We start from the raw sequence: 24630 nt of genomic DNA, 5'->3' as shown, positions 1-24630 counted from the left end.
CCGTCTCATCATCGACTCGGGAAACCGTGATTGAAAACGCGCGCCTTGACTAAGTCGGCATGAACGGACGCAACGTAGCTAAGGTCGCGCCCGCATAAACGCGAGGCGGCAACTGACGCAACCGTGCAGAGCACCCCGAAAGTCGCTTGGACTGTTGGGTCATGGGGTTGCTTGCGGACGATAACCCGGACCTGAGCGTACAGCGACTTTGATGACAAGATTGAGAAAGAAGGACAAAACGATGTTGGACGAAGAAACCCCATTTCATCCGGGCGAACTGGCTGCACAAGAACGCGCGGGTGTTAGGGGGCTTTCCAAACGCGTGTCGCCCTTCATCCGAAATCACATGCCAGATCAACACCGCGCTTTTTATCAAGCACAACCGTTTCTGGTTGCTGCCTCCAGCGATAACCAGGGACGAGTGTGGGCGACGATCATCGAAGGCGAGGAAGGATTTATTGGGTCACCAGACTCTCAGACGCTGACGCTTGCAACACGGATTGATCCACAAGATCCGCTGAGCGAATCGATTATGGCTGGCACCGATATCGGCGTGGTTGGCATCGAACTCGCTACGCGCCGCCGCAACCGCTTCAGCGGTAAGTCGCGTCCAACCAAGGATGGCTTTGCAGTCGATATCCATCAGACCTTTGGGAATTGTCCGAAGTATATCAACGAGCGGAATTGGTGGCGAGCCGATAGGGCGATGACGATTGAAGCGACGACGTCTACTCAACTCAGCTCCGAACAAATCAAACACATAGGCGCCGCTGACACTCTATTCATCGGATCGGGGCGACAAAGCTCTAACGAAGCGCACTCAGACGGCTATGACGCTTCCCATCGTGGCGGTGACCCTGGATTCGTCCGGGTAGTTGGGCCGAAGCGCCTGCGCATCCCCGACTATACCGGCAATAACTTCTTCAACACGATCGGGAACCTGCTCGAAGATCCGCGTGTTGGGTTGCTCTTTGTCGACTTCTCAACCGGCGGGCTTTTGCATTTGACGGGTCGGGCTTCGGTCGAGTGGGACCCGGAGGAAGCGCGCGATCCAAGCATCCTTCGTGTGATTGATGTAGAGATAGAATCTGTCATCGACAGACCAGCCGCGCTTTCTCTGAGGTGGTCTGCAGACCCTGCGACGATGACAAAACTGACCGTGATCGACAAGGTCTTAGAAGCCGAGCACATCACCTCTTTCCATCTGGCACCCACGAACGGCGAGGCGGTGACACCTTTTCTTGCAGGACAGCATTTGCCGATTGCCTTGGATATCCCAGGTCATGGGGCGAAGGTACGTCGGACATACACACTATCTGGCTCGGTCGCGATTCAGAACTACAGGATAAGCGTAAAACGCGAGGCAGGCGGTATCGGGTCGCAATTCCTACATGACGAGGTGCACGTGGGCGATGTGATCGAGGCAAAGCCGCCCGCTGGTAACTTTGTACTCCCCAAAGATGACAATCCATTAGTTCTCATCAGCGCTGGTGTCGGCCTGACTCCGATGCTTGCAATGCTTTACGAAGCCTCAGCAGAAGAAAACCATCGGCCAGTGTGGTATGTCCATGGAGCTCGAAGTGGGCGCGCCCATGCGTTTGGCCGTGAGGTTGATCAGCTGATTGCGGGAAACCCGAATGCCACCCGATTGATATTCTTCAGTTCACCGGAAAGGACCGATCTTCTAGGCGAAACGTTTGACGTCCATGGCCGGATCACTACTAAGGACTTGTTGGCGATCAGGGCGGGGCCGGACGCGCACTATATGATCTGCGGCCCTCTGGAGTTTATGACGAATCTAAAAAGCGGTTTGGAGACCGCTGGGGTCCCGACTGACCGGATCAAACATGAAGCTTTCGGGGCATAGTTACTTGAATTCGAAATTAGTGCCGAAGTCGTAGCGCTCGCGGACTAAACAGGATGTTGGCTTAGGGCCATTTTGCGGTTGTTCATTTGAAATGCATCATACGTGAGATGAGCTCTCAGCTGACCTCGGAGTAACTTCAGCATCTTGTAGAAAAACCCGCCCCATTTAGAAAAAAAGAGGCCCATACCGGCCATTCATCGCAAAACCGGCCGCCGTACCCTAGCGTTCTCATTGCGACCATTCATGCAGAGCGCGGTAGTATCACAGGGGGTAGGGCCGGGTCGCGCAACAAATCGGTCATCTGACGACGCTACAACAAAGTCGAGTATTGTGGTGTTGATAGGGTCGCACTAGTTTCCAAAGACCCTTGAGTAAAAAGTTTGGCCGCCAAGTTGACGAACGTCGAATGTCAGATTTTCGCGCACCTACGATCATGGCACTGATTGAAGAACGGCACTTCCGCCAAAGGGTTGCCGATCATAAACAACAGTGTGATCGTCATTTTGTGGGCACCAAACAAGGTATTTCGGGTGTCCGGTTGCACGATTGTGGTGACAATCGCCCAAGGCTTGCACTTAGGGGGAATGCGCGGGCCAGCGGGCACGTCCTTGATCACCGCAACGGTGGACACGCTGCGGGTTTTAGGCTGCGAGCAGTTGCGATTTGACAATAGTAGCGCGGCCTGCTGGCTCCTAGCAGGGATTCATTGCGCGCATAGGCAATGGATAAAATCATACAGGACTTGGTGATTGTACAGGATAGAGCCTTCGCCGCAAATCGTCCAGATCGTTGATCTGGTGCACCGCTTCATAGGCGACGATCTTATCCAGAACGCGGGCAGGGGTGTCCCAGCTGATTTGCTTGAGGACAAGAAAGCCCCGGTTGAACCAGCTGCGCAATAAATGTACGAAATCAATATCCGTTCGCTTGAGCTCCGGTTTGGATTTGAGAAAGCACAGCAGATCAACGCGCATGGCTACAAGTTCCTGCGTCGCACCAGACGGCTGGTTGAGCCGTCGCAATAACTCTTGCCGCCGTGGCTCTGCAACTTCATTAAGCTTTTGATAAAGCGCGACACTTCGATCATTGGCGTAGAGGCGGGCTGCTTCAGAAAGCTGATTTGCGTCCAACTCAAGTTGGTCATTCAAATAGACAAAAAAGTCTAGTTTTTCCGCATCATTCAGGGTGTGGTAGCGCTCAAGGATCGTAGACGCTAGCGTGAAACCTGATACTTCACCTTCGGCAGACAATAGCGCTTCACATAGTTCGGCAATGGACCGTTTGTCATCTTGGCCACGCCTATTTCAGTACGCTCCAGAAATTGGTTCAATTGATCACCCAGAAACCAATTCCGCTGCATTTCAGGGCTCCATCTGACTACTCAGGTATTCGCCTGTTCGACGATAGTGATCAACTAGGTGCCGAGTTGCGCTGTCCGCGTCGTGATTTAGTGCGGCGTCCAAGATTTGCTGATGCTCAGCGGCAATGTCCCGCTTCTTGTAGCTCGAACCGCCAGCCGCCAGATAGCGATAGCGAATGTTCAGGTCGTATAGCTGCGAGCAATACCGTAGCAGCAATGGCAGTTTTGCATTTTCCAACAAGGCCATATGAAACGCTTTGTGGGCGTCTTCGAAGTCAGGCGCGCCTTTTTGACTGGCCTTTTTCATATGATGGTGACGCAAGACTAGCCTGTCCTCCCAAGCTCCGTCTGCATTGACGATGGAAGCGCGCAGCGCTGTTTCCTCGAGGTTGCATCGCAACAGGAGTATTTCTTCGAAGTTACACTTGCTGACTGGTGCTGCCCGAAATCCGCGCTGATCAATCCGCTCGACCAACATATCCGATGTCAAAAGGCTAAGCGCTTCGCGAACCGGACTAGCGCCGGTGTCCAAAAGCCCCCGAAGCTGCTCGATCTTGAGTTTTTGTCCCGGAGGTAATTCTCCGGTCAAGATCATGTCGCGCAGCCTTCGATACGCGCCATGCGTGGCTGATGTCTCTTTACCCTCAGTATCAAGCATGGCGTCCATATCCGACCGTTCCTTTGTTCGAGGCAAAACTTTTGATTGCTCTTAACTGAGGGCACTCGTTCCAGTCGATAGGCCAACTGAAAGGCTCAGCGAGCCTTCGTTGATCATCCAGCGCCGAAGTTCAAATTCGCGCGCACCGCTTTGGTGCATCGGATCGTCCTCGGCCAGTTTTCGGGCAGCCTCAAGACTGTCAGCACGATAGATAATCAGGCCCATTCCTTGCATGTGCTCACCAGTCTCATCCGACATTGGCCCTGCAAAAGCCAGCTGTCCCGCGCGTTCAAGCTGTGCCTGATAGGCCAGGTGGTCAGGTAGCGACGCCTTTACATCTTCGGGTTTTTTGGCAGGCGTGCTGAGTACTACGTAGAGTTCCAAAGCAAGTGCACCACGGCTTTTTGCTTCTGATTTGTAGTTCGCCCAGGCAACCATTTGCGTCCTCCAAAAATATCGATATTATTTGACATATTGCAAAATAGTCGGCAAAAATCAAGTGAACTGACATGGATGGTGAAAATGAAATACCTGGTGGGAGAGACTTTGGATGGCACAGCGGTTTTTGCTGTAAACGGCGAAAATGCAGTGAATCTAACGGCTTTGCATCCTGCAATCGGTTCGGATTTGATGGGTTTGATAGCCAAGCCTGAACTGGCCGACTCACTTGCCCCCAAAATTGACGCGGCAGACAGTGTGCCCGTGTCTTCCATCACTCCGGCATTGCCCGTTGCCGCTCCCGGAACGATCATTTGCATGGGGTTGAACTACACGGACCACATCAAGGAAGGCGGGTATGATATCCCGGAGTATCCGACGCTGTTTATGCGTGGGAAGAATTCGATCATGGCGGCAGGGCAACCTATGGTGCGGCCTACCTGTTCCGAGAAACTCGACTACGAAGCCGAGCTTATGCTGATCGTTGGAAAACGCGGCCGTCATATCTCGGAAGAGGACGCACTGGATTATGTCTTTGGCTACACCGTGTTTAACGACGGGTCGCTGCGGGATTATCAGCGTAAAACCGTTCAATGGACGCCCGGCAAAAACTTCGATGACACAGGCGCGATCGGCCCTTTCACCGTAACGCCGGATGAGTTGCCCGAAGGGGCATCAGGTCTGAAAATCGAAAGCCGAGTGGGGGACGAAATCCTGCAAAGCTCGAACACCGCCAACATGATCTGGGGAGTCCCTCAAGTCATCGCCACGATCTCGGAATATACCACTCTCGAACCCGGTGATCTGATTGCGTTGGGTACGCCGCCGGGTGTTGGTCACGCCAAAAAGCCCAATCCACGTTGGTTGAAGCCCGGTGAAACCGTCGAGGTCGAGATTGAGGGCATCGGCATATGCGCCAGCCCCGTCATCGACGAAAAGGACGCCGAGACTAAGGTGGCCGCAGCATGAGCGCACCAACCGGGGCAGAGCTGGAGGCACTTCGCGCAAAGGCGCAGCAAGATCATCGCGATCTGCGCGAGCGCATTCCACGTCTTTCGGACGACGCAATTGCCCTGATCCTCCGCGAATCCAGATCTCATTACGCCTGGACCGACAAGGCTGTTTCTAACGAATTGCTTGAAGAGATCTACGACATCACGATCAACGGCGCGACCAGCATGAACACGCTGCCCGCCCGCTTCGTTTTCGTTAAAAGTGCGGAAGGTAAACAGCGCTTAGCTAAGTCGTTAAAGCCGAAGAACGTGCCAAAGATGATGGGTGCGCCGGTCACTGCGATCATTGCTTATGACATGGACTTCTGGAAGGAATTACCTTTTCTTTTCCCGCACGAAGATCGACGGCCACTTTTCGAAAACAATCCCGAATATGTAGCCGATACAGCGTTTCGCAATGGAACGCTTCAGGGCGCTTACTTCATGATCGCCGCGCGTGCGGTTGGGTTGGACGTCGGCGCCATGTCTGGCTTTTCAAACAAGATCGTCGACGAGGAATTCTTCGCGGGCACGACGCTCAAGTCGAACTTTCTTTGCAATCTGGGCTACGCAGACGAAACAGGATTGTTTCACAAGCTGCCTCGCTTCTCATTCGAAAAGGTTTGCTCTTATGCATGAGGAGGTGACGCTGTGGCGATGAAAGTGAAACCTGTCGTGACCTACCGTACGACAGCTCAATGCCCGACACACGCGCGCACCGAGATCCCAATTCGCGATCTGGACGTGATTATCGACGAGCCTGTCGAACGAGGCGGAACAAATCTTGGTCCGTCTCCGACTGAAGCCGCAATGGCAGCCCTGATCGCCTGCACGAATGTCATCGGGCACAAGAATGCGCACCGCTTGGGAATTGATCTTGGCACCGTGACAATCGACGCGAAATGCAGGCTGGATCGGCGCGGTGTCCTGATGGAAGAGGAGATCGATGTTCCGTTTCCCGAAATCGAACTCACTGTGAAGTGCGATACGCCCGCCAGTCAGGAGGATCTGACACGCGTGGGCGAGGAGACAGCCAAGTATTGCGCCATCGCAAAACTGTTTCAAGCGGCAGGCACAGACCTGACCGTCAACTGGGTCAAAACCAACCAATAAAAATCGACAGGACCCGACTTTCTGGGAGGAGAGAAATGAAAAACTGGACTAAACGCAGCCTAATGGGATTTGCTCTGGCAGGCACCATGGCGTTGCCTCTTGCAGCAGAAGAGACCATTTCCGCCGTCGTGATTGATGGCTATCCCGATCGGGCCTTGTGGGTGAAAGAATTCACCAACTTCTTCATTCCAGAAGTGGACAAGCGGCTGGCCGACTCCGGCAACTACAAGATGAACTGGCAAGAGAACTATGGCGGTTCGATCGTAAAGCCGAAGGGCGTGCTGGAAGGGATCCAGCTTGGCCTTGGCGACATCGGCATTGTCACAACTATCTTCCATTCGTCCAAGTTGCCCAGTCAGGGGATATCGGGGTCGACCCCGTTCGTGTCATCGGACTCTCGCGCGGTAGCCAAAGCCGTGGATGAGATCGCGCGCGAATACCCAGCGATGCAAAATGAGTTCGCTGCGCAGAACCAAGTCTATCTGGCGACCGGTGTAGTACTCGATACGTATCAGGTTTTTTGTACAGAGCCGGTCTCGGCTGTTTCTGATCTGGAAGGCCGAAAAGTGGCAGGGGCGGGACTGAACCTCCGATATCTCGAAGGTATCAAAGATGCAGCGGGGGTTCGTGGTGGCCTGACCGATTTCTACAATATGCTGCAAACCGGCCTTGTTGATTGTGCGATGCTGTGGCCTGAAGCAGCCAAGACCTTCAAGATCGCCGAAGTGGCTCCCTACATGCTCAAAGCTGACTTGGGTGCCGTGAACTCCAAGACGATCACAGTGAATTCTGACTATTGGGCAAAGTTGCCGGATGAAGTCAAAGGCGTTCTGCAGGCCGTCGCAATTGACTACCGTGATCATGTGGCTGGCATCGCTATGGACCGGGCTGCGGCCTCAAGGGACGCATACACCGAAGCCGGCGGGACGATTGTCGAAGTTTCGGACGAAGACCGAGCGGCCTGGGCCAACGCAATGCCAAATGTAGCACAGGAATGGGCAGCCACGCTGAATGAGAACGGTGAACAAGGCGACGCGATACTGGCCGCTTATCTCGGCAAGCTGCAGGACGCCGGTTTTACCGGAGTGCGTGACTGGACGGCCGAGTAACAGTCTGACGATCCACGAAAGGGGCCTTTCATGCTGAAGACCGCAGTTGCTGGCTTGTCGCGGGTCGCCAATTCGCTTGCTATCGCCGCCAACGCATTGGGTACGCTTGTCGTCCTTGCGTTGGTGGTCATTCTGAATGTCGACGTCATTGCGCGCGGTCTGTTTTCGGCACCTCTGCGTGGCACCTATGAAATGGTGCAGTTTTCGGTCGTGATGATCGTTTTTTTGCAGCTGGCCGACGTAGTCAGAGTGGATCGGCTGACGCGCTCGGACGGGTTTCTGAACCTGCTACACCACCGCCGTCCTGGGCTAACGGCCAACCTGAGGCGCATTATCAATGCCATCTCCGCAATCTTCATGGGTCTGATTGCTTATGTAACCTTTCCCGAGTTCCTGCATATGTGGGAGACACAGGACTACTTCGGAGTTCCGGGTCTTTTTACTCTGCCATGGTGGCCGGTCAAACTGGTCATCGCGTGCGGTACTGCGCTTGCCTGCGTGATCTTCCTGCTCAAGGTTGTCACGGCGCAGGACCGCCCGCATCTAATTCGCGCACCTGAACATGACGAGGCCGCAGAATGACGCCGATTGAGATTGGCCTGATCTCGGTCATAGCCATCGTCTTTCTGATTTACGCAGGCGTTTACATTCCCATCGCATTGGGCGTGGTCTCGCTTGTGTCGATCTGGCTGATGCGGGACAATTTCACGCTTGCGCTCAACCTGCTGAAAGTGGCGGTCGGCGACAGCGCGATGGAATACAGCTTCGCAACCATCCCGTTGTTTACTTTCATGGGGCTCATTGTCTCAAAAGCCGGGTTGGGCAGGGACATCTACGAGGTCATGACCATGCGATTTCGCAAGGTCAAAGGCGGTATCGGTATGGCAACCGTTGGAGCCAACGCCGTCTTTGCCGCAGTGACTGGGTCGTCAATAGCCTCCGCATCCGTGTTCACCAAGGTCTCGGTCCCGCAGATGATGGCGCAGGCTTATAACCCACGGTTTGCTGTTGGCGTGGTCGCCGGGTCTTCGGTTTTGGGGATGATCATCCCGCCCTCGGCGATGCTGATCATCTATTCCTTTGTCGCCGAGCAATCTGTTGGGGACATGTTCCTTGCGGGGGTTATTCCGGGGATCATGCTGGCGATCGCTTATGTAGGCGCGATTTGGGTTATGGGTCGTTTCACCCCAGCATTCGTCGGTGGCCGCGTTGTCGAAGACACCGAGTGGATGTCAGGGCGCGAGATAGCCTCCAAAACACTGCCGACACTGTTCATCATTACCATCGTCCTTGGTGGTATCTACACAGGTTGGTTGACTGCCGTAGAAGCAGGGGCCGCCGGAGCTCTCGTTGCGCTAATCATCGCGGTTGCCCGTAAGTCGATGTCTCCACGCGCATTCTGGGACGCGTTGCTGGAAACCGGTCACATCACAGCCGCGATCCTGTTCCTGATCACGGCCGCTTCAATCTACAGCCGCATGCTGGGGCTGGCCGGGCTGCCCAATCAACTACAGGATCTGCTTGCGGGGAATTCCGCATCTTTCTGGTCGATCATGCTGCTCTATGTTCTGTTGATGCTGTTTCTGGGAACATTGCTCGACACCGCGTCGATCATTCTGATTGTGGTACCGCTGTTCCTGCCCATGGCCGAAGCGCTTGATATGTCGCTGATATGGTTTGGCATTATCACCGTGGTCGGGGCTGAAATTGGTCTCTTGACACCACCTTTGGGTATATCCTGCTTCGTTATCAAATCCACGATTAACGATGACCGCATATCACTTAAGGACGTGTTCATGGGCGCACTTCCCTTTGCGTTCGTGATGCTGATCGTTCTGTTCATTCTGATCGAGTTCCCGATCCTCAGCCTTGCCCTGATTTAAGGAGGACAAGATGCGCTCTGTCACCAAAGACAATATCACCGACGTCTTCATGGGGTACCTGTCCAAAGATACTGATCCACGGATGCGTGAAATCATGGGCTCCCTGGTCAAACACCTCCACGACTTTGCGCGGGAAACCAACCTGACGCATGACGAGTGGCGGGCCGGGATTGCGTTTCTGGAAGGCTGCGCTGCGGTGGAAACCGAGGATAGGCATGAATTCGTGCTAGCCTCGGACGTGTTGGGCCTGTCGTCATTGGTTGATATGCTGCATTCCAGTGCCGATGCGACCAGTTCGTCCGTTTTAGGTCCATTTCACGTCTCGGGCGCCCCCCCGCTGCCAATCGGAGGCGATATGAAGCGTCACTACGGCGGGCCGGTTCTACTTGCAGAGGGCGTGATCCGCGATACCGAAGGTAACCCTATTGCCGGGGCAGAACTGGATATCTGGCAAACGGCACCCAACGGCCTCTACGCCAGTCAAGATGAAGAACAGGACACCTATTCTTTCCACGGGCTGATGTCAGTTGGCGATGATGGCAGATATGCGTTCACCACAGTTAAACCAGTTGAATACACCGTGCCGTCTGACGGGCCAGTCGGTGATATTCTGCGCGCTTGTGGTCGCCATCCATGGAGGCCCTCACACTTGCACTTTATCGTCAAAGCCCCCGGGTATCGCTCACTCGTGACGGAGATTTTTCCGGACAATGATCCCTATTTAGATCAGGATACTGTCTTTGGCGTTCGGGACGATCTGGTAATGACATATGTTGAACGACCTGCATCAGAATTTCCCGATGGCATGGAGCTTTCTGGTAAGATTGCCGAACCTTTCTTGCACGTGAATTTCGACGTGACGCTTGCCAGGGTCTGAATGATATTGAGGAGGCTTGAGGTGCTGAAACATATCTCCATTTTAAGTGCAGCGTTATTTTACAATACCGCCGTCGCAGAACAGCGACCGATCTTTGACGCACATATTCACTACAGCCACGATGCCGTCAAACTGGTTCCGCCTGAACAGGTGGCCGAAATCCTTCGAGATGCAGGCGTGCGTAAAGCGCTGATTTCCAGCTCGGATGACAATGGCACTCAGCTATTGTTGGCCGTGGCACCGGACATCGTTGTTCCGGCGCTTCGCCCTTATCGTCGTCGCGGTGAGATCAACACCTGGATGCACGATGAAACTGTAATCGAGTATCTGGAAACAAACCTGGCAAAAAACAACTACGAGGCCATCGGCGAGTTTCACGCTTACGGAGATGACATCAAAACGCCGGTCATCCAACGTATGATTGCACTGGCGAAAGAGCGGAACCTAATCCTGCACCACCATGGTGATCGCGAGGCCGTTGATTTGATCTTCGAAACATGGCCGGAAGCTCGGGTATTGTGGGCCCATTCTGGGTTTGACGATCCAGCCAGTGTGGTCGATGCGCTAGACATCTATCCCGGGCTATGGGCCGATCTGGCATTTCGTTCGGACATGGTTTCGCGAGGCCGTGTCGACCCGGATTGGAGGGCTGCGTTCCAAGCCCATCCCGATAGGTTCATGGTCGGTACGGATACGTTCGCACCTGAACGTTGGTACTACGTAGGCCCTCATGCCGATTTTTCGCGTGAATGGTTGGATTTGCTGCCGGACCAGATCGCAGACAACATTGCCTATGCTAACGCAGAACGTTTGCTGGCATCAGAATGACCCACTGCGCTGCTTGGTTTCTTATATGGTCCAGCGCGGCGGTTGCTTGTGAAGCGACGGGGCAACGCATGAATTCGGAAGTTCAAAACGCACCCAAGGTTTATCTGACGGTCGACGAAATTCCGTTGGCCCAACCGTTTTCGGTGTCGGTTTCAGTTTGTAGTGAAACTGCTGTGGGCCAAATGCGTGTGGATGCAATCATGCCGGCTCATCAACATGGTATGAACTATACTCCCAAGGTTACCGCATTGGACGGCGGAGTGTTCCGAATTGATGATATGTTGTTTCACATGCCGGGTTTGTGGGAGCTGCAAATCGATGTCGACGTCAGTGGCCAATCGGTTTTCTACACGTCAGAAATTGCGCTGAAATGAAGCTGTGGATGACAGCTGCGCTAATTTTTCTGACCGGGGCAGTACGTGCAGATGTCTTGTTGACAGAAGACGAAATTGAACAAACGTTGTCCTTTGGGCCGTGGCCACCATCCTTCCAGTCGGATCCAAGCAATAGGTTTTCCAAAGACGCCAGAGCAATCAAGCTCGGACAGGCTTTATTCAACGATCCGGTGTTATCAGTCGATGGTGCATTTTCCTGTGCAAGTTGTCATGATCCTGATCAGGCATTTACGACGCCGGAGGCGCGGGCACTCGGTCGTGATTTGTTAAATCGAAACACACCATCACTGCGAAACCTTGCCGGGCTGCGCTGGTATGGTTGGGGCGGCAAAAGCGATAGTCTTTGGGCAGCCAGCCTGCATCCGATCATCGAAGAACAAGAGATGGCGCATAGTGCCGAAAGCCTAAAGATAGCTATCTCTGAAAGTACCTACATTGATGATTTTGAAGCCATATTTGGTCACCTCCAGGATCAAAGCCCTGAACTTTTTCTGGTGAATACCGCAAAAGCTCTTTCTGCTTACTTGGAGACCTTAGCCACCGACCGGACGGTATTTGACGATTTTCGCGATGCTTTGGAGCGCCGAGATATTGCAGCGGCTAAGGAATACCCCGAAGCAGCTCAGCGAGGTCTTCAGCTCTTTTTGGGGCGCGGGAAATGCGTATTTTGCCACAACGGTCCGAGGTTTTCCAACAACGAGTTCCATGACGCTGGTGTGCCATATTTTCTGAATGAAACCGAGGTTGACCAAGGTCGGTTCGGAGGATTGAACATTTTAGTCTCAAGCCCCTACACACTGGACGGCAATTGGAACGACGATCCAGAAAAGAAAGGTGCCTGGGCCGTGCGAAATGTACGCAGGAGCCATTCTGATTTTGGAACCTTTCGGACGCCCAGCCTGCGGGGAGTGGCTGAAACCGCTCCTTACATGCATGACGGCAGCTTAGATGATCTGAAATCTGTGATACGGCATTACAGCAAAATTGATACTGAAAGGCTGCACGCCGACGGTGAAGCCATTCTTTCGGAATTGAATTTGTCTGAGCAGGAGATTGCAGACTTAGTTGCGTTTTTGGTCACGCTCTCCAAGGATTCTTAATAAAGCACTGGTGTAAAGGGCTTGGGAATGGGCTAATTGGCGAGCTATCTTAGCCTCTTCGTCTCTGGGACTAATTCGCTTCCGAAATTCTTAAACCTCCGCCTTTCACAAGCAGATCCACAATTGCGTCGACCCCGCTTCTGTGACGAAGTGACGAAAACAAGAATGGCCTTCCTTTACGCATCATTTTCGCATCACGTTCCATAACCTGCAGCGAAGCGCCAACATGCGGTGCAAGGTCGGTCTTGTTGATTACGAGGATGTCTGATTTCGTAATCGCCGGCCCGCCTTTCCTGGGTATTTCTTCGCCTGCAGCGACATCGATCACGTAGATGGTCAGATCCGCCAGTTCCGGGCTGAATGTGGCTGATAGATTGTCGCCTCCGCTTTCAATCAAAACAATATCGAGATCCGGATGACGTGTCTGCATCTCGGCGACGGCGGCCAAATTGATCGAGGCGTCTTCGCGAATTGCTGTATGCGGGCAACCGCCAGTTTCGACGCCGATGATCCTGTCCCGCGGCAGGACCTGCATGCGCATCAGCGCTTCGGCATCTTCCTGCGTATATATGTCGTTAGTAATAACTCCCACCGAACAGACATCGCGCAGCGCTTCAGACAAGGCGGCGGTCAAAGTGGTTTTTCCGGCTCCTACTGGGCCTCCAATACCTACGCGAAGCGGGCCGTTCATACTGGTCATGTGCGGAAAATCCTCGAATATTGTGTTTCGTGCTTCATGGCCGCAATGTCCCCCAAGAACGCGGTAGAGCTTAACTCATCCAGGCTCGCCTTTTTTGCCCTTTCAGCAATCTGGGCGCACAACGGTGTCAGCTGGCGGATCAACCGCTGCGCCTCGGTCTGTCCCAGTGGTACCAGGCGCGTCGCACAGGCGACAAGGTTGCTTGCGAAAGCTTGCAGAAACATCTTGGTCGTCAGCAGCAAGGGAAGGTTTTGAAGTCTTGCAGCCCGTCCAATCGAGACGGGGTAGGTGAATTGCCCAAGGTCCAATTCCCAGACACCTTTGGTGACGTTTCCGAAGGCCTGTCCCAGCAACTCGGTTTCCATGAGCCTTTCGGATGTCGCACAAAAGGCGCGCGCCGCGATATCGACGTTGATCAGTTCTTCTTTGTCATGCGCGTTGAAGGCCGCCACAACGAACCCAGCATCATTCCACCCAGAGCCATGTTCCAGCACATCTGAAATCCAGGCTTCAGTATCCCGAGAATTCGCGACAGTTCCCCCGTCAATCGCAGCTTCAAGCCCGTGAGAGTAGGCAAACCCCCCAACAGGATAGGCAGGGGACAACCATTGTGTCAGCGTCAGGATGTCGGCGTCAGTGAGTGTGGCCATGGGTCCTGCCGTGGCCATAGGCCCCGCCTTCGGGGGTGAATGGTTCATTCACCTCTCGCACTTTTGCTCCGATTTTAAGAAGCATATCACGGATGACGTGATCGACCTGGATCAACAGGCGGGTCTTTTCTATCTGACAAGGCGTGTGCCGATTGCCGATATGCCAGGCGATACGTGTCAGGTCCGGTGCTTTTACCTCCAGCAACACTTCCGGTGCTGCCTGTATTTCCACTTCGCGACCGTCGTCCAAAACCAACGCGCCACCGTGGTTCAGTGAGGTCGTTTGCGCGAGATCGATGAGAATCTGTTCGCCGCTTTCGCAGGTAAGAACCTTACGCCGCAAAAAACGGTCGTCGTAGGTCAACGAGAGACAGTCTGCCGGATCGCCATGCGTGTGATCCGAATACTGGCGCGCAGTACAGAGCAGGGCGGTCATTCCATCACCTCCTCTGCAGCGGGAATAGTCAGAGCCAGATTGAGTCCGAGAACACTCGGTGCACGATCCGTTCGCGCGTCAGACCGCGGTTTTTCAGCTCTTCGTCGCTGAGCGATTGCAGGAATTCGACTTGCCGGACGCGAGATTGAGCTTCGGCTAAGCTGATCAGGGCCGAGTAAATTGACGACCCGATGGATACGATTAAACCGGCTAGCGAAAAGCGCGTGTTTGTATGTGTTGCTGAGTGTGCCATTTGGACCCTCGTAAACGTTGGTCCTCCCATGGGTTTTTATATCTGTCATATTGGCCTCACTTAGAAGTGCGTATTTGGTCATTGCTGCCTTGCACCCGCCGCAACGCAGCACATTTTTTGATCAGAATAAAAAATATCGTTGCGCCATCGGCAGCGTTTCGGCGGGTTGGCAAGTCAGCAATTCGCCATCCGCACGCACCTCGTAGGTTTCCGGGTCGACCTCGACATGCGGTGTCGCGTTGTTCAACAGAAGGTCCTGCTTGCCAATTTCTCGTGTGTTTTGGACGGCGACGGTTTGCTTTGCCAATCCCAGTGTATCACCGATCCCATCTGCATGGGCCGCCTGCGAGACAAATGTGATCGCCGAGTTTTCCACCGACCGTCCGTAAGCGCCAAACATTGGGCGACTATAAACCGGCTGCGGTGTAGGGATCGACGCGTTGGGATCGCCCATTTGCGCGCAGGCTATGGTGCCGCCTAGCAGAACCATCTCGGGCTTCACGCCGAAAAAGGCCGGGTTCCAAAGGGCGAGGTCAGCGCGTTTGCCTTCCTCGATGCTCCCGATCTCGTGGCTGAGCCCATGGGCAATAGCAGGGTTGATCGTATATTTGGCGATATAGCGACGGACGCGAAGGTTGTCGTTCTCACCGGTTTCTTCGGGCAGGCGCCCGCGCTGTTTCTTCATCTTGTCAGCGGTTTGCCACGTGCGGATCAAAACCTCTCCGACCCGACCCATGGCCTGACTGTCAGACGCAATGATGCTGAATGCGCCCATGTCGTGCAGTATATCCTCGGCTGCGATTGTCTCACGCCGGATGCGGCTTTCGGCAAAGGCCACGTCCTCGGGGATGGATTTGTCGAGGTGGTGACAGACCATCAGCATATCCAAATGTTCCTCAACCGTGTTCACGGTGAAGGGCCGCGTGGGATTGGTCGAGGACGGCAGAACGTGGTTCTCGCCGCAGATCTTGATGATATCCGGAGCATGGCCTCCGCCTGCGCCTTCGGTGTGGAAAGCGTGAATAGTGCGACCCTTCATGGCCGCCACGGTATTTTCAACAAAGCCTGATTCATTGAGCGTGTCGGTGTGAATCATCACCTGCACGTCCATCGCGTCGGCCACCGACAGGCAGCAATCAATAGCGGCCGGGGTGGTTCCCCAGTCCTCGTGCAGTTTCAGGGCACAGGCTCCGGCTTTGACCTGTTCTTCGAGCGCGGCAGGCAGCGAAGCGTTGCCCTTACCCGCAAAGGCCAGATTCATTGGGAAAGCATCCGCCGCTTGCAACATCCGCCCGATATGCCATGGACCGGGGGTGCAAGTGGTGGCCAATGTCCCATGCGCAGGACCTGTGCCACCGCCCAGCATGGTGGTCAGGCCGGAATGTAGTGCGTCTTCAATCTGTTGCGGGCAGATAAAGTGGATATGACTGTCGAACCCACCTGCCGTCAGGATACGACCCTCGCCAGCAATGGCCTCGGTTCCGGGTCCTATGATGATGTCGACACCGGGTTGTGTATCGGGGTTTCCCGCCTTGCCGATCTTGGCGATCCGCCCGTCTTTCAGGCCAACGTCGGCCTTGTAGATGCCCGAGTGATCAACGATCAGAGCATTGGTGATGACCGTATCCACAGCGCCTTCGGCGCGCGTGGTCTGAGATTGCCCCATCCCGTCGCGGATTACCTTTCCGCCACCAAACTTGACCTCTTCGCCATAGCTGGTCAGATCACGTTCGACCTCGATCACAAGATCGGTGTCGGCCAGCCGCAGCTTATCCCCGGTGGTGGGACCGAACATCGCGGCGTAGTCTGAGCGCTTGATTTTTGCTGGCATCAGAGTGCCCCCATGACCTTTTGATTGAAGCCGTAGACCCTGCGCGCACCACTGATCGGGATCAGCGAAACTTCGCGGGCCTGCCCCGGTTCGAACCGCACAGCGGTGCCTGGCGCAATGTCCAGGCGCAGGCCACGCGCGGCAGTTCGGTCAAAGTCGAGCGCCGGGTTGGTTTCGGCGAAATGGTAGTGTGAGCCGACCTGAACCGGGCGGTCGCCGGTATTGGCGACCATCAAAGTGATCGCATCAGTGTCGGGGTTCAGGGTAATTTCACCATCAGCCGGGAACAGCTCCCCGGGGATCATTTGTTCAGCTTTGTGATCAGCGCGACAGCAGCCAGCGCAACAACCGCCAGCCCAACGCCCATCGCCGCATAATCGGTGCCGTGCGCGTGGATATGCGTTCCATTATGGGCGGCTGCCGGGCCAGCGAAGATCAGGGCGGGGAAAAGCATGCGTGTCATATTGGTTTCCTTTTTCAGCGAATGGGGTGGTGGACGGTCACCAACTTGGTGCCATCTGGAAAGGTGGCTTCGACCTGAACTTCGTGGATCATTTCGGGCACACCTTCCATGCATTGCTCTCGGGTGATCACCTCGGCCCCGGCTTGCATCATGTCAGCAACTGAACGCCCATCGCGTGCACCTTCGACCACGGCATCGGTGATCAGGGCGATCGCCTCGGGGTGGTTCAGTTTGACGCCGCGGTCCAGCCGTTTGCGGGCGACTTCGGCGGCCATGGCGACCAACAGTTTGTCTTTTTCGCGAGGGGTCAGGTTCATGTCAAAGCATCCAGCATCGAGGCAGCGTGTCTTTGTTCAACCGACGTAAGATCGGCATCAATGTGCCACGGAGGGCAAAGCTGTTTTCGGCAAGAACACGAGCAACCAACAGGTTATTGCGGATCATAGTCGCACCTGCGGTGTCGGGCAGCATCTGACGAATGGCATTCAGATGACCTTCGGCTGACCCCGATACAAAGACGATCAACGCCATCGCACCCGCGCCGTTTGCAATATGCGGTTTGGACAGATGTTTGTGCCAATCACCCGAGAACTGGATCGCGTCAAGGAACACCTTTTTTCCTTGGTACCGTATCTCGATCCGATCGTTTAGACGGATATCGATCAGCGTCTCGCCCATCGCAATGCGGCCGAAGACCAGCGGCTCTACCATCAGCATCTCGGCATCTGGCGCCATCTCGATTTTCAGGCGTCGCTCCAGAGCGCTGCCATTGAACAGAATAGTCTCTTGCGGCAACCAGTTCAGCCGGGCTTCAGTCTCAACAGTCAGATGATTGGTAATCTGGCCACATTCTTGCGGCTTGGCCTTGTAGGCGCGCTCGCAGGCTTGTGTTGTCAAAGTCAGCGCCGTTCCTTTTGCTGCCTTACCGGAAAGTCGAAATGAGTCGCCTCCGGTTACGCCGCCTGCCGTGTTAAGAAGAACCGCGTCAAGATCAGGTGTGTTGGTTCTGGGGAACAGACATTTATAAGACCCGGACTGGCGAAACTTGTTCAGCACCGTCCTGTCACCCAATTGCTTGGTACTCAAACTGACGGCACCTGCAGCGCGCGGTGGAATAGCACTGTGCGTGGGCAATATGGCTGCAACGTGGGTAATAGGGCACCTTTGGAGCTTTGATTGGTGCCACTTGTTTCTCTGTTGAAGGGGCGGAACACTAATCTACAGAGTCGAAATCTGCTTAATTCGACATCGCGCGGCTAAATTTTAGACAGCGACCTCGGTCTTGGATGAAAAAATAGGCGGATCGCGCCGATTTTCCGAATTGGGTTAAAGGTAAGTTGCCAAGCTTGCTGCGATGCAGAAACCGTATGGGTGCCACCGCGGAGATGACCCGGGGGTGTGTGACGGCTGCGCGAATTGGACCTCGAACACAACCGCCACACGGAACGCAACAACAGTTGCGGGGATCAGGTAGAAGAAGAGTGTGCCTTTGTGCAAGCCCTCTCTCCCGGCCCCGCCAGGAGGATCACATGAAATCGCTCAAATCCACACTCGCCGGATCGGCAGTATTTGCTGTCATGGCCACCGCCGCCTTGTCGACCGAAGACACGATCAAGGTTGGAGTGCTGCATTCGCTTTCCGGTACGATGGCGATCTCGGAAACGACGTTGAAAGACACCATGCTGATGCTGATTGACCAGCAAAACGCCAAGGGCGGTCTGCTGGGTAAACAGCTTGAAGCTGTCGTGGTCGACCCGGCCTCTGACTGGCCTCTGTTTGCCGAAAAAGCGCGTGAGCTGCTAACCGTCCACGAGGTGGATGTAATCTTTGGCAATTGGACTTCGGTGAGCCGCAAGTCGGTTCTGCCAGTGATCGAGGAGCTAAACGGTCTTCTGTTCTATCCGGTCCAGTATGAGGGCGAAGAAAGCTCTAAAAACGTCTTTTATACCGGTGCTGCTCCGAACCAACAGGCCATCCCCGCCACGGACTATTTCCTGGAGGAACTGGGGGTCGAGAAATTCGCTCTGCTCGGCACAGACTATGTCTACCCCAGGACCACCAACAATATCTTGGAAAGCTATCTGAAGCAAAAAGGTATCGCGGAAGCAGATATCTTCGTTAATTACACGCCTTTCGGCCATTCCGACTGGTCCAAGATCGTGGCGGACGTGGTCGCGCTGGGCGCGGATGGTAAAAAAGTCGGTGTGATCTCGACCATCAATGGTGACGCCAATATTGGTTTTTACAAGGAATTGGCAGCGGCTGGTGTTTCGGCAGATGACATTCCGGTCGTGGCCTTCTCGGTCGGTGAGGAAGAACTGTCCGGTTTGGACACCACCAACCTCGTCGGTCACCTCGCCGCTTGGAACTACTTCCAGTCGGCGGATACTGAGGCCAACGCGGAATTTGTGGACACCTGGAAAGCCACCATGGGTGATGAACGTGTGACCAATGACCCGATGGAGGCGCATTACATCGGCTTCAACATGTGGGTAAACGCCGCGACCGAGGCCGGTTCGACCGAGGTCGATGCCGTGCGCGCCGCGATGTATGGGCAGGAATTCCCGAACCTGACCGGAGGCACCGCTGTGATGCTGCCGAACCATCACCTCGCGAAACCGGTTCTGATCGGCGAGATTCAGGAAGACGGCCAGTTCGATATCATCAGTGAGACTGATGTCGTGCCGGGTGACGCCTGGACCGACTTCCTGCCGGAGTCGGCTGTGCTCGTCTCGGATTGGAAAGAGCTGGGTTGCGGTATGTACAACACCGAGACCAAGACCTGCGTTCAGACCCTGTCGAACTACTAACAGACCACGCAAGGCGGGTTTGTTTGCCCGCCTTGCCACAAAATACACTCGGGTTTCACCACATGGTACGACTTTTCCTTGCGGGCCTCGCAATCCTGTGCGCCTGCCTGACTGCCAACGCACAAGAGGTCGGTCTGCAACCGATCCTGCAAGAGCATCAGGAGATCATCGCCAAAAGCTCGCGCAAGACGATCAAACCGGCGATTGATGCGATTGCGTCAAGCGGCTTGCCTCAGGCGCAAGTGATGCTTGAGACATGGGCGGCCAAGAACATGTGGATGCGCAAGTCGGACGGTCTGTTCTTTTCTGGCCAGAAAGGAGAGGGGCGGTCGTATGAATTGACCGACTTCGATACCGGAGAAGTCGTCGGTACGTTTGAGAAATCCGAGCTTAGGCAGCTGAAGCCCAACAGCGGTATCCGCGCGATGATCGGGACCGCTCTGGTCCAGTTTCAATTGACCGATCCGGATCGCGCAAAACGTCTGGCCGCATTGCAATCCATCCAACGTGATCCCGAAAGTGCACTCTTGGAGCCACTTCGCGCTTCGATAGGGGATGAACCCGAAGCAGAGTTGAAGGCGCAAAAGCAGCGGCTGGAACGGTTGCTGACGATTGGTTTTGACGAAGATACCGCAGCCCGCGTGGCGGCGATCAAAGAAATGTCCGGCGATCTGGGCGTAGACGTTCGTGCGGCTCTGAACCCGTTGCTCGTCACTGCCCGCCAAGCCGCTACCGAATTGCCCCAGGACCTGAACGTCGCCGTTATTCTTGAAGCGGGGTCAGACGCCTTAACGTCTGACGAAGCATATGACTTGCTCGTTGCAGGAAACCTGGCCGCACCGCGTGTTTCGGCGGAAGATATCAGATCGGCACTGGCGGCCAATATAGAAGGTGGTCGTGTAGGTGGTACTCCCGTCGCACAGCTGAATTCAGATGCAATGCGCGCGCGTGCGTATACCTCTCTGGCAGAGGCGGGGACTGTGCCAGCCTTGGTCACGAACGCGGATGTCAACGCTGCAGTTAACACGCATGTATTCTTCGAAACCTACAGTGAGCCGTCTGCCGAGGTCACTGAAGCAGCAGAGAAAGCCCTGCAACAGATCGAACTGAAGGTCGGCCTGAGCCAAACACTCGACCTGACGCTGGACGCGATCTCACTGGCGTCGATCTATTTCCTCGCCGCCATCGGTCTGGCCATCACCTTCGGCGTGATGGGCGTGATCAACATGGCCCATGGCGAGTTCATCATGATGGGTGCTTATACCGGCTACGTGGTGCAGCAGATTATCCCTGATCATACGCTTTCGATCATGGTTGCTATTCCAATGGCTTTTGCCGTCACCTTCGCGATGGGCGTCGCTATGGAGCGGTTGGTGATCCGCTGGCTTTACGCTCGCCCGTTAGAGACGTTGCTGGCGACGTTCGGCATCTCAATTGCCCTACAGCAACTGGCCAAGAACATCTTTGGCACGCAGGCGCGCCCGCTGACTGCTCCCGATTGGTTGGATGGTTCGTGGATGCTGAATGACGTGGTTTCAATCAGCTACATCCGCATTGCGATCTTCGTTCTGGCGCTTATTTTTCTGGGACTTTTCCTCTACATCATCAAGCGGACGAGGCTAGGGCTTGAGATGCGTGCAGTAACGCAGAACTCGCGCATGGCGGCGTCAATGGGGATTAATCCCGGGCGAGTGAATATGCTGACCTTTGGGCTTGGCTCCGGCATTGCCGGCATCGCCGGGGTCGCGATTGGCCTATTCGCCAAGGTCACGTCCGATCTGGGCAGCGACTATATCGTGCAAAGTTTCATGACAGTGGTTGTGGGTGGTGTTGGTAACATCTGGGGCGCGCTTGCAGGTGCGGGCATGATCGGCTTCTTGCAGAAGGGGATCGAGTGGATGAACCCGTCGAACACCCTCGCGGCCCAAACCTACATGATCATCTTCATCATCATTTTCATCCAGTTTCGGCCGCGGGGCATTATCGCCCTCAAGGGTCGCGCGGCGGGGGATTGAGCCATGGAACGCAGCTTTATCGCCAAGAACCCATCCGTGCTGGTCTTTCTTGCCATCCTGTCCCTGTTCACCCTGAGCGTAACCATCCTGTCCGAGGGATTCGGGATCGGTGTAATCTCGACCAGTTTCGTCAAAACGCTGGGCAAAACCCTGTGCCTTTGCCTGATCGCAGTGGCGATGGATCTGGTCTGGGGCTTCACCGGCATCCTGTCACTGGGTCACTTCGCCTTCTTCGGGCTGGGGGGCTACATGATCGGCATGTGGCTGATGTACGAACGCACCCGCCTGATCGTGGTCGACTCGCTGGCACAGGCCGAAATTCCACCGACGTCGTCCGAAGTGGTGGACGCGATTGGAACACAAGTCTTTGGCGTTGTCGGATCGTCGGAGTTTCCGTTGATCTGGTCGTTCTCCCACAGCCTGACCCTGCAACTGATCCTGGTTGTGCTGGTCCCGGGTCTGTTGGCGCTGGTCTTCGGATGGTTGGCTTTCCGGAGCCGTGTCACCGGTGTATACCTATCGATCCTGACACAGGCGATGACGTTGGCACTGGCACTGTATCTGTTTCAGAACGACAGCGGGTTGCGTGGGAACAACGGCTTGTCCGGCCTGCAGAACCTGCCGGGTGTCACCGCCTCGCAGGACGTGGTGTCGATCTGGTTCCTCTGGGCCTCGGCGCTGGCCTTGGGTCTGGGCTATATGCTGGCAGCCTGGATCGTGTCAGGCAAGTTCGGCTCGGTCATCCGCGGCATTCGCGATAACGAGGCACGGGTGCGCTTCCTTGGCTATTCAGTCGAGGTATTCAAGCTGGCCGTCTTCACCCTGACTGCTTGTATCGCGGCCATTGCCGGCGCGCTTTATTACCCGCAAGCAGGCATCATCAATCCCGAGGAAATGGCCCCCATCGCCTCGATCTATTTGGCCGTCTGGGTCGCCATCGGTGGACGAGGCCGATTGTATGGTGCGGTAATTGGTGCAGCTTTTGTCAGTCTTCTGAGCACGTGGTTCACGGGCGGGCAGGCCCCGGATATTCCGCTTGGATTTTACACGATCAAATGGGTCGACTGGTGGCAGGTGCTATTGGGCATAACTTTTGTGTTGGTTACGTTGTTCGCCCCGCAGGGCATCGGAGGATTGTTCGACTTGTGGACCGACAGCCGCCACCCGGACAGGCATGGGGCAAATCTGGGACCGGATGACGGCGCTCTGCGCGAGAAGGAGGCCATCGAATGAGCACTTTGCTTGAGGTTAGCGGCGTTTCGGTCACTTTCGATGGTTTCCGTGCTATCAACAACTTGTCGTTTCAGATCGGCGAGGCCGAGCTTCGCGCCGTGATCGGCCCAAACGGGGCAGGCAAGACCACGTTCATGGACATCATTACAGGTAAAACCCGGCCCGATGAAGGACGTGTCATCTGGGGGGAGAAATCGGTATCTTTGTTGGGGCTGTCCGAGGCAAAGATCGCGCAGGCTGGGATCGGAAGGAAGTTCCAGAAACCTACGGTTTTCGAAGACCAGACCGTGCAGGAAAACCTGTTGATGGCGCTTCAGAACAAACGTGGCTGGCTTCACGTGCTTTTCTATCGAACCTCCACTGACGATTTGCAAAAAGTTGAAGATCTGGCTGTCGAAATCGGTCTGAATCAGAGTTTAAGCCGCAAAGCTGGTGAACTGAGCCACGGTCAAAAGCAGTGGCTGGAAATTGGCATGCTGCTGGCTCAGGAGCCACGACTTTTGCTGGTGGACGAGCCTGCCGCTGGCATGACACCGCAGGAGCGCGAACACACCACCGACTTGCTAGTACAAGCCGCCAGAACCCGTGCCGTTGTTGTGGTGGAACACGATATGGAATTTGTCCGACGCCTGAATTGCAAAGTCACCGTTTTACACGAAGGGTCCGCCTTGGCTGAAGGCAGTCTTGATCACGTGACATCTAACCAGGACGTCATCGACGTATATCTAGGGCGCTAAATAATGCTGAAGCTAACAGATCTGACTTTGCATTATGGGCATTCGCAAATCCTCAACGGGATTTCCATGGAAGCCAGACAAGGTGAAGTGACTTGCGTGATGGGGACCAATGGTGTCGGGAAAACCAGCCTGATGAAAGCAATATCAGGTACGCATCCGCGATCGGGCGGCAGTCTGGAACTGGACGGGGAAATTCTGGGCGTCCTGCCTGCTCATCAAATGGCGTGGAAAGGTGTGGCCTATGTCCCACAAGGTCGTGAGATATTTCCTTTGCTCACAGTTCGCGAAAATCTTGAAACGGGGTATGCCTGTCTGCCTGCCAGCGAACATTTCATTCCAGGTGATATATTTGATATGTTCCCGGTCCTCAAACAGATGCAAAACCGTCGCGGAGGTGACCTTTCTGGCGGTCAGCAGCAACAGCTGGCGATCGCACGGGCATTGATAACACGACCGCGATTGCTTCTGTTGGACGAGCCGACCGAAGGTATTCAGCCCAACATCATCCAACAGATAGGCGAAGTCATCCGACACCTCAGAACCACGAGAGGAATGGCAATCATTCTAGTGGAGCAATACTTTGACTTCGCCTATGAACTTGCCGACAGATTTATTGCGTTGCGACGAGGAGAAGTCATAAGCAACGGCACCAGGGAAGACGTGACACGCGGTGAGTTGCTGCAGGCTGTAACAGTCTAGTGCTGATACTTGAAATTGGTTTCGGAATTGAAGGATGAAATCCAGATTTAGTTCGGGATATAGTTTGACCCTACGAACATGTTAAGTACTAACAGTTTTTCCTTTTGAGATACCGTCGTTCTCTGACCCCTGCCTTGAGCGGAGAATAGTTTTGATCAAGTGAAGGACTTCATATCGTACTGA

Annotated in this window: 29 protein-coding genes; 16 read left to right on the top strand and 13 right to left on the bottom strand. The window is 54.8% G+C overall.

Annotated features, from left to right (window positions below; genetic code table 11):
* The first annotated feature begins 241 nt into the window (after positions 1–241).
* The gene (locus AC2TEM_RS16110) at positions 242–1867 is read left to right on the top strand and encodes an FAD-binding oxidoreductase (RefSeq protein ID WP_170424861.1); all 1626 of its coding nucleotides are present in this window, start codon (positions 242–244) and stop codon (positions 1865–1867) included.
* A gap of 409 nt (positions 1868–2276) precedes the next feature.
* Here the strand turns inward: AC2TEM_RS16110 and AC2TEM_RS16105 are convergent, their stop codons facing one another.
* The 4 genes from AC2TEM_RS16105 to AC2TEM_RS16090 all read right to left on the bottom strand — a co-directional run bounded on the left by AC2TEM_RS16105 (position 2277) and on the right by AC2TEM_RS16090 (position 4323).
* Complete coding sequence (locus AC2TEM_RS16105) at positions 2277–2498, bottom strand: hypothetical protein (RefSeq protein ID WP_170803348.1); 222 nt, start codon at positions 2496–2498, stop codon at positions 2277–2279.
* Between the two features lie 100 nt (positions 2499–2598).
* Positions 2599–3117: a malonyl-CoA decarboxylase N-terminal domain-containing protein gene (locus AC2TEM_RS16100; RefSeq protein WP_170424864.1), complete on the bottom strand. Its 519-nt coding sequence runs from the start codon at positions 3115–3117 to the stop codon at positions 2599–2601.
* 111 nt (positions 3118–3228) lie between these two features.
* Positions 3229–3885, bottom strand: coding sequence for a GntR family transcriptional regulator (locus tag AC2TEM_RS16095; protein ID WP_480615705.1), 657 nt, complete (start codon positions 3883–3885; stop codon positions 3229–3231).
* A 51-nt stretch (positions 3886–3936) separates the two neighbouring features.
* Complete coding sequence (locus tag AC2TEM_RS16090; RefSeq protein ID WP_480615703.1) at positions 3937–4323, bottom strand: YciI family protein; 387 nt, start codon at positions 4321–4323, stop codon at positions 3937–3939.
* 84 nt (positions 4324–4407) lie between these two features.
* Here AC2TEM_RS16090 and AC2TEM_RS16085 point away from each other — a divergent pair, with 84 nt between their 5' ends.
* From AC2TEM_RS16085 to AC2TEM_RS16040, 10 genes are all read left to right on the top strand, one after another.
* The gene (locus tag AC2TEM_RS16085) at positions 4408–5292 is read left to right on the top strand and encodes a fumarylacetoacetate hydrolase family protein (RefSeq protein ID WP_170424873.1); all 885 of its coding nucleotides are present in this window, start codon (positions 4408–4410) and stop codon (positions 5290–5292) included.
* Entirely contained in the window at positions 5289–5954 is a 666-nt protein-coding gene (locus tag AC2TEM_RS16080) for a malonic semialdehyde reductase (protein WP_170424876.1), read from the top strand. Before AC2TEM_RS16085 ends, AC2TEM_RS16080 begins: the two co-directional genes overlap by 4 nt.
* Positions 5955–5972: 18 nt before the next feature.
* Positions 5973–6428, top strand: coding sequence for an OsmC family protein (locus AC2TEM_RS16075; RefSeq protein WP_170424878.1), 456 nt, complete (start codon positions 5973–5975; stop codon positions 6426–6428).
* Positions 6429–6463: 35 nt separating this feature from the next.
* Positions 6464–7537, top strand: coding sequence for a C4-dicarboxylate TRAP transporter substrate-binding protein (locus AC2TEM_RS16070; protein ID WP_170392798.1), 1074 nt, complete (start codon positions 6464–6466; stop codon positions 7535–7537).
* 30 nt (positions 7538–7567) lie between these two features.
* The gene (locus AC2TEM_RS16065) at positions 7568–8119 is read left to right on the top strand and encodes a TRAP transporter small permease subunit (protein WP_170392797.1); all 552 of its coding nucleotides are present in this window, start codon (positions 7568–7570) and stop codon (positions 8117–8119) included.
* The gene (locus tag AC2TEM_RS16060) at positions 8116–9420 is read left to right on the top strand and encodes a TRAP transporter large permease subunit (RefSeq protein WP_170392796.1); all 1305 of its coding nucleotides are present in this window, start codon (positions 8116–8118) and stop codon (positions 9418–9420) included. The genes AC2TEM_RS16065 and AC2TEM_RS16060 overlap by 4 nt, the downstream gene beginning before the upstream one ends.
* Positions 9421–9430: 10 nt before the next feature.
* Positions 9431–10297 (top strand): dioxygenase family protein, encoded by an 867-nt coding sequence (locus tag AC2TEM_RS16055; RefSeq protein WP_170392795.1) that lies wholly within the window; start codon positions 9431–9433, stop codon positions 10295–10297.
* A 21-nt stretch (positions 10298–10318) separates the two neighbouring features.
* Positions 10319–11125 carry an amidohydrolase family protein gene (locus AC2TEM_RS16050; RefSeq protein ID WP_170424881.1) on the top strand — a complete coding sequence of 269 codons (807 nt, stop codon included), beginning with the start codon at positions 10319–10321 and terminating at the stop codon, positions 11123–11125.
* A 68-nt stretch (positions 11126–11193) separates the two neighbouring features.
* Positions 11194–11499, top strand: a complete 306-nt coding sequence (locus tag AC2TEM_RS16045; protein ID WP_170424884.1) for a hypothetical protein — start codon at positions 11194–11196, stop codon at positions 11497–11499.
* Positions 11496–12620, top strand: a complete 1125-nt coding sequence (locus AC2TEM_RS16040; protein ID WP_170424887.1) for a cytochrome c peroxidase — start codon at positions 11496–11498, stop codon at positions 12618–12620. Before AC2TEM_RS16045 ends, AC2TEM_RS16040 begins: the two co-directional genes overlap by 4 nt.
* A gap of 70 nt (positions 12621–12690) precedes the next feature.
* On the opposite strand, the gene ureG is transcribed toward AC2TEM_RS16040, so the two are convergent.
* From ureG to AC2TEM_RS15995, 9 genes are all read right to left on the bottom strand, one after another.
* A complete protein-coding gene (gene ureG / locus AC2TEM_RS16035) occupies positions 12691–13320 on the bottom strand; it encodes an urease accessory protein UreG (protein ID WP_170392791.1) in 630 nt (209 codons plus the stop codon).
* The gene (locus AC2TEM_RS16030; protein ID WP_170424890.1) at positions 13317–13970 is read right to left on the bottom strand and encodes an urease accessory UreF family protein; all 654 of its coding nucleotides are present in this window, start codon (positions 13968–13970) and stop codon (positions 13317–13319) included. Before AC2TEM_RS16030 ends, ureG begins: the two co-directional genes overlap by 4 nt.
* A complete protein-coding gene (gene ureE, locus AC2TEM_RS16025; protein ID WP_170424891.1) occupies positions 13954–14406 on the bottom strand; it encodes an urease accessory protein UreE in 453 nt (150 codons plus the stop codon). The genes AC2TEM_RS16030 and ureE overlap by 17 nt, the downstream gene beginning before the upstream one ends.
* A 28-nt stretch (positions 14407–14434) precedes the next feature.
* Positions 14435–14659: a DUF1127 domain-containing protein gene (locus AC2TEM_RS16020; RefSeq protein ID WP_170424894.1), complete on the bottom strand. Its 225-nt coding sequence runs from the start codon at positions 14657–14659 to the stop codon at positions 14435–14437.
* Between the two features lie 121 nt (positions 14660–14780).
* Positions 14781–16490, bottom strand: coding sequence for an urease subunit alpha (ureC, locus tag AC2TEM_RS16015; protein WP_170424899.1), 1710 nt, complete (start codon positions 16488–16490; stop codon positions 14781–14783).
* On the bottom strand, positions 16490–16795 hold the full coding sequence (locus tag AC2TEM_RS16010; RefSeq protein WP_170402578.1) for an urease subunit beta: 306 nt from the start codon (positions 16793–16795) through the stop codon (positions 16490–16492). The genes ureC and AC2TEM_RS16010 overlap by 1 nt, the downstream gene beginning before the upstream one ends.
* Complete coding sequence (locus tag AC2TEM_RS16005) at positions 16792–16953, bottom strand: peptidase M23 (protein WP_170392785.1); 162 nt, start codon at positions 16951–16953, stop codon at positions 16792–16794. Before AC2TEM_RS16005 ends, AC2TEM_RS16010 begins: the two co-directional genes overlap by 4 nt.
* Before the next feature lie 14 nt (positions 16954–16967).
* Positions 16968–17270 (bottom strand): urease subunit gamma, encoded by a 303-nt coding sequence (locus AC2TEM_RS16000; RefSeq protein ID WP_170424902.1) that lies wholly within the window; start codon positions 17268–17270, stop codon positions 16968–16970.
* A 1-nt stretch (position 17271) separates the two neighbouring features.
* Positions 17272–18039 carry an urease accessory protein UreD gene (locus AC2TEM_RS15995; protein ID WP_480790561.1) on the bottom strand — a complete coding sequence of 256 codons (768 nt, stop codon included), beginning with the start codon at positions 18037–18039 and terminating at the stop codon, positions 17272–17274.
* Between the two features lie 443 nt (positions 18040–18482).
* Here AC2TEM_RS15995 and urtA point away from each other — a divergent pair, with 443 nt between their 5' ends.
* The 5 genes from urtA to urtE all read left to right on the top strand — a co-directional run bounded on the left by urtA (position 18483) and on the right by urtE (position 24447).
* Positions 18483–19763, top strand: a complete 1281-nt coding sequence (gene urtA, locus AC2TEM_RS15990; RefSeq protein WP_170392782.1) for an urea ABC transporter substrate-binding protein — start codon at positions 18483–18485, stop codon at positions 19761–19763.
* 62 nt (positions 19764–19825) lie between these two features.
* Positions 19826–21778, top strand: a complete 1953-nt coding sequence (gene urtB, locus AC2TEM_RS15985) for an urea ABC transporter permease subunit UrtB (protein ID WP_170424905.1) — start codon at positions 19826–19828, stop codon at positions 21776–21778.
* Between the two features lie 3 nt (positions 21779–21781).
* A complete protein-coding gene (gene urtC, locus AC2TEM_RS15980) occupies positions 21782–23011 on the top strand; it encodes an urea ABC transporter permease subunit UrtC (RefSeq protein ID WP_480856303.1) in 1230 nt (409 codons plus the stop codon).
* Positions 23008–23748 (top strand): urea ABC transporter ATP-binding protein UrtD, encoded by a 741-nt coding sequence (gene urtD, locus AC2TEM_RS15975; RefSeq protein ID WP_170424910.1) that lies wholly within the window; start codon positions 23008–23010, stop codon positions 23746–23748. The genes urtC and urtD overlap by 4 nt, the downstream gene beginning before the upstream one ends.
* 3 nt (positions 23749–23751) lie before the next feature.
* A complete protein-coding gene (gene urtE / locus AC2TEM_RS15970; RefSeq protein WP_170424913.1) occupies positions 23752–24447 on the top strand; it encodes an urea ABC transporter ATP-binding subunit UrtE in 696 nt (231 codons plus the stop codon).
* The last annotated feature ends 183 nt before the right edge of the window (positions 24448–24630 follow it).

Source organism: Ruegeria sp. HKCCD3925 (genome assembly GCF_057221175.1).
The sequence above is the reverse complement of the archived record's forward strand: the minus strand, read 5'-3'. Positions and strand labels throughout refer to the sequence as shown.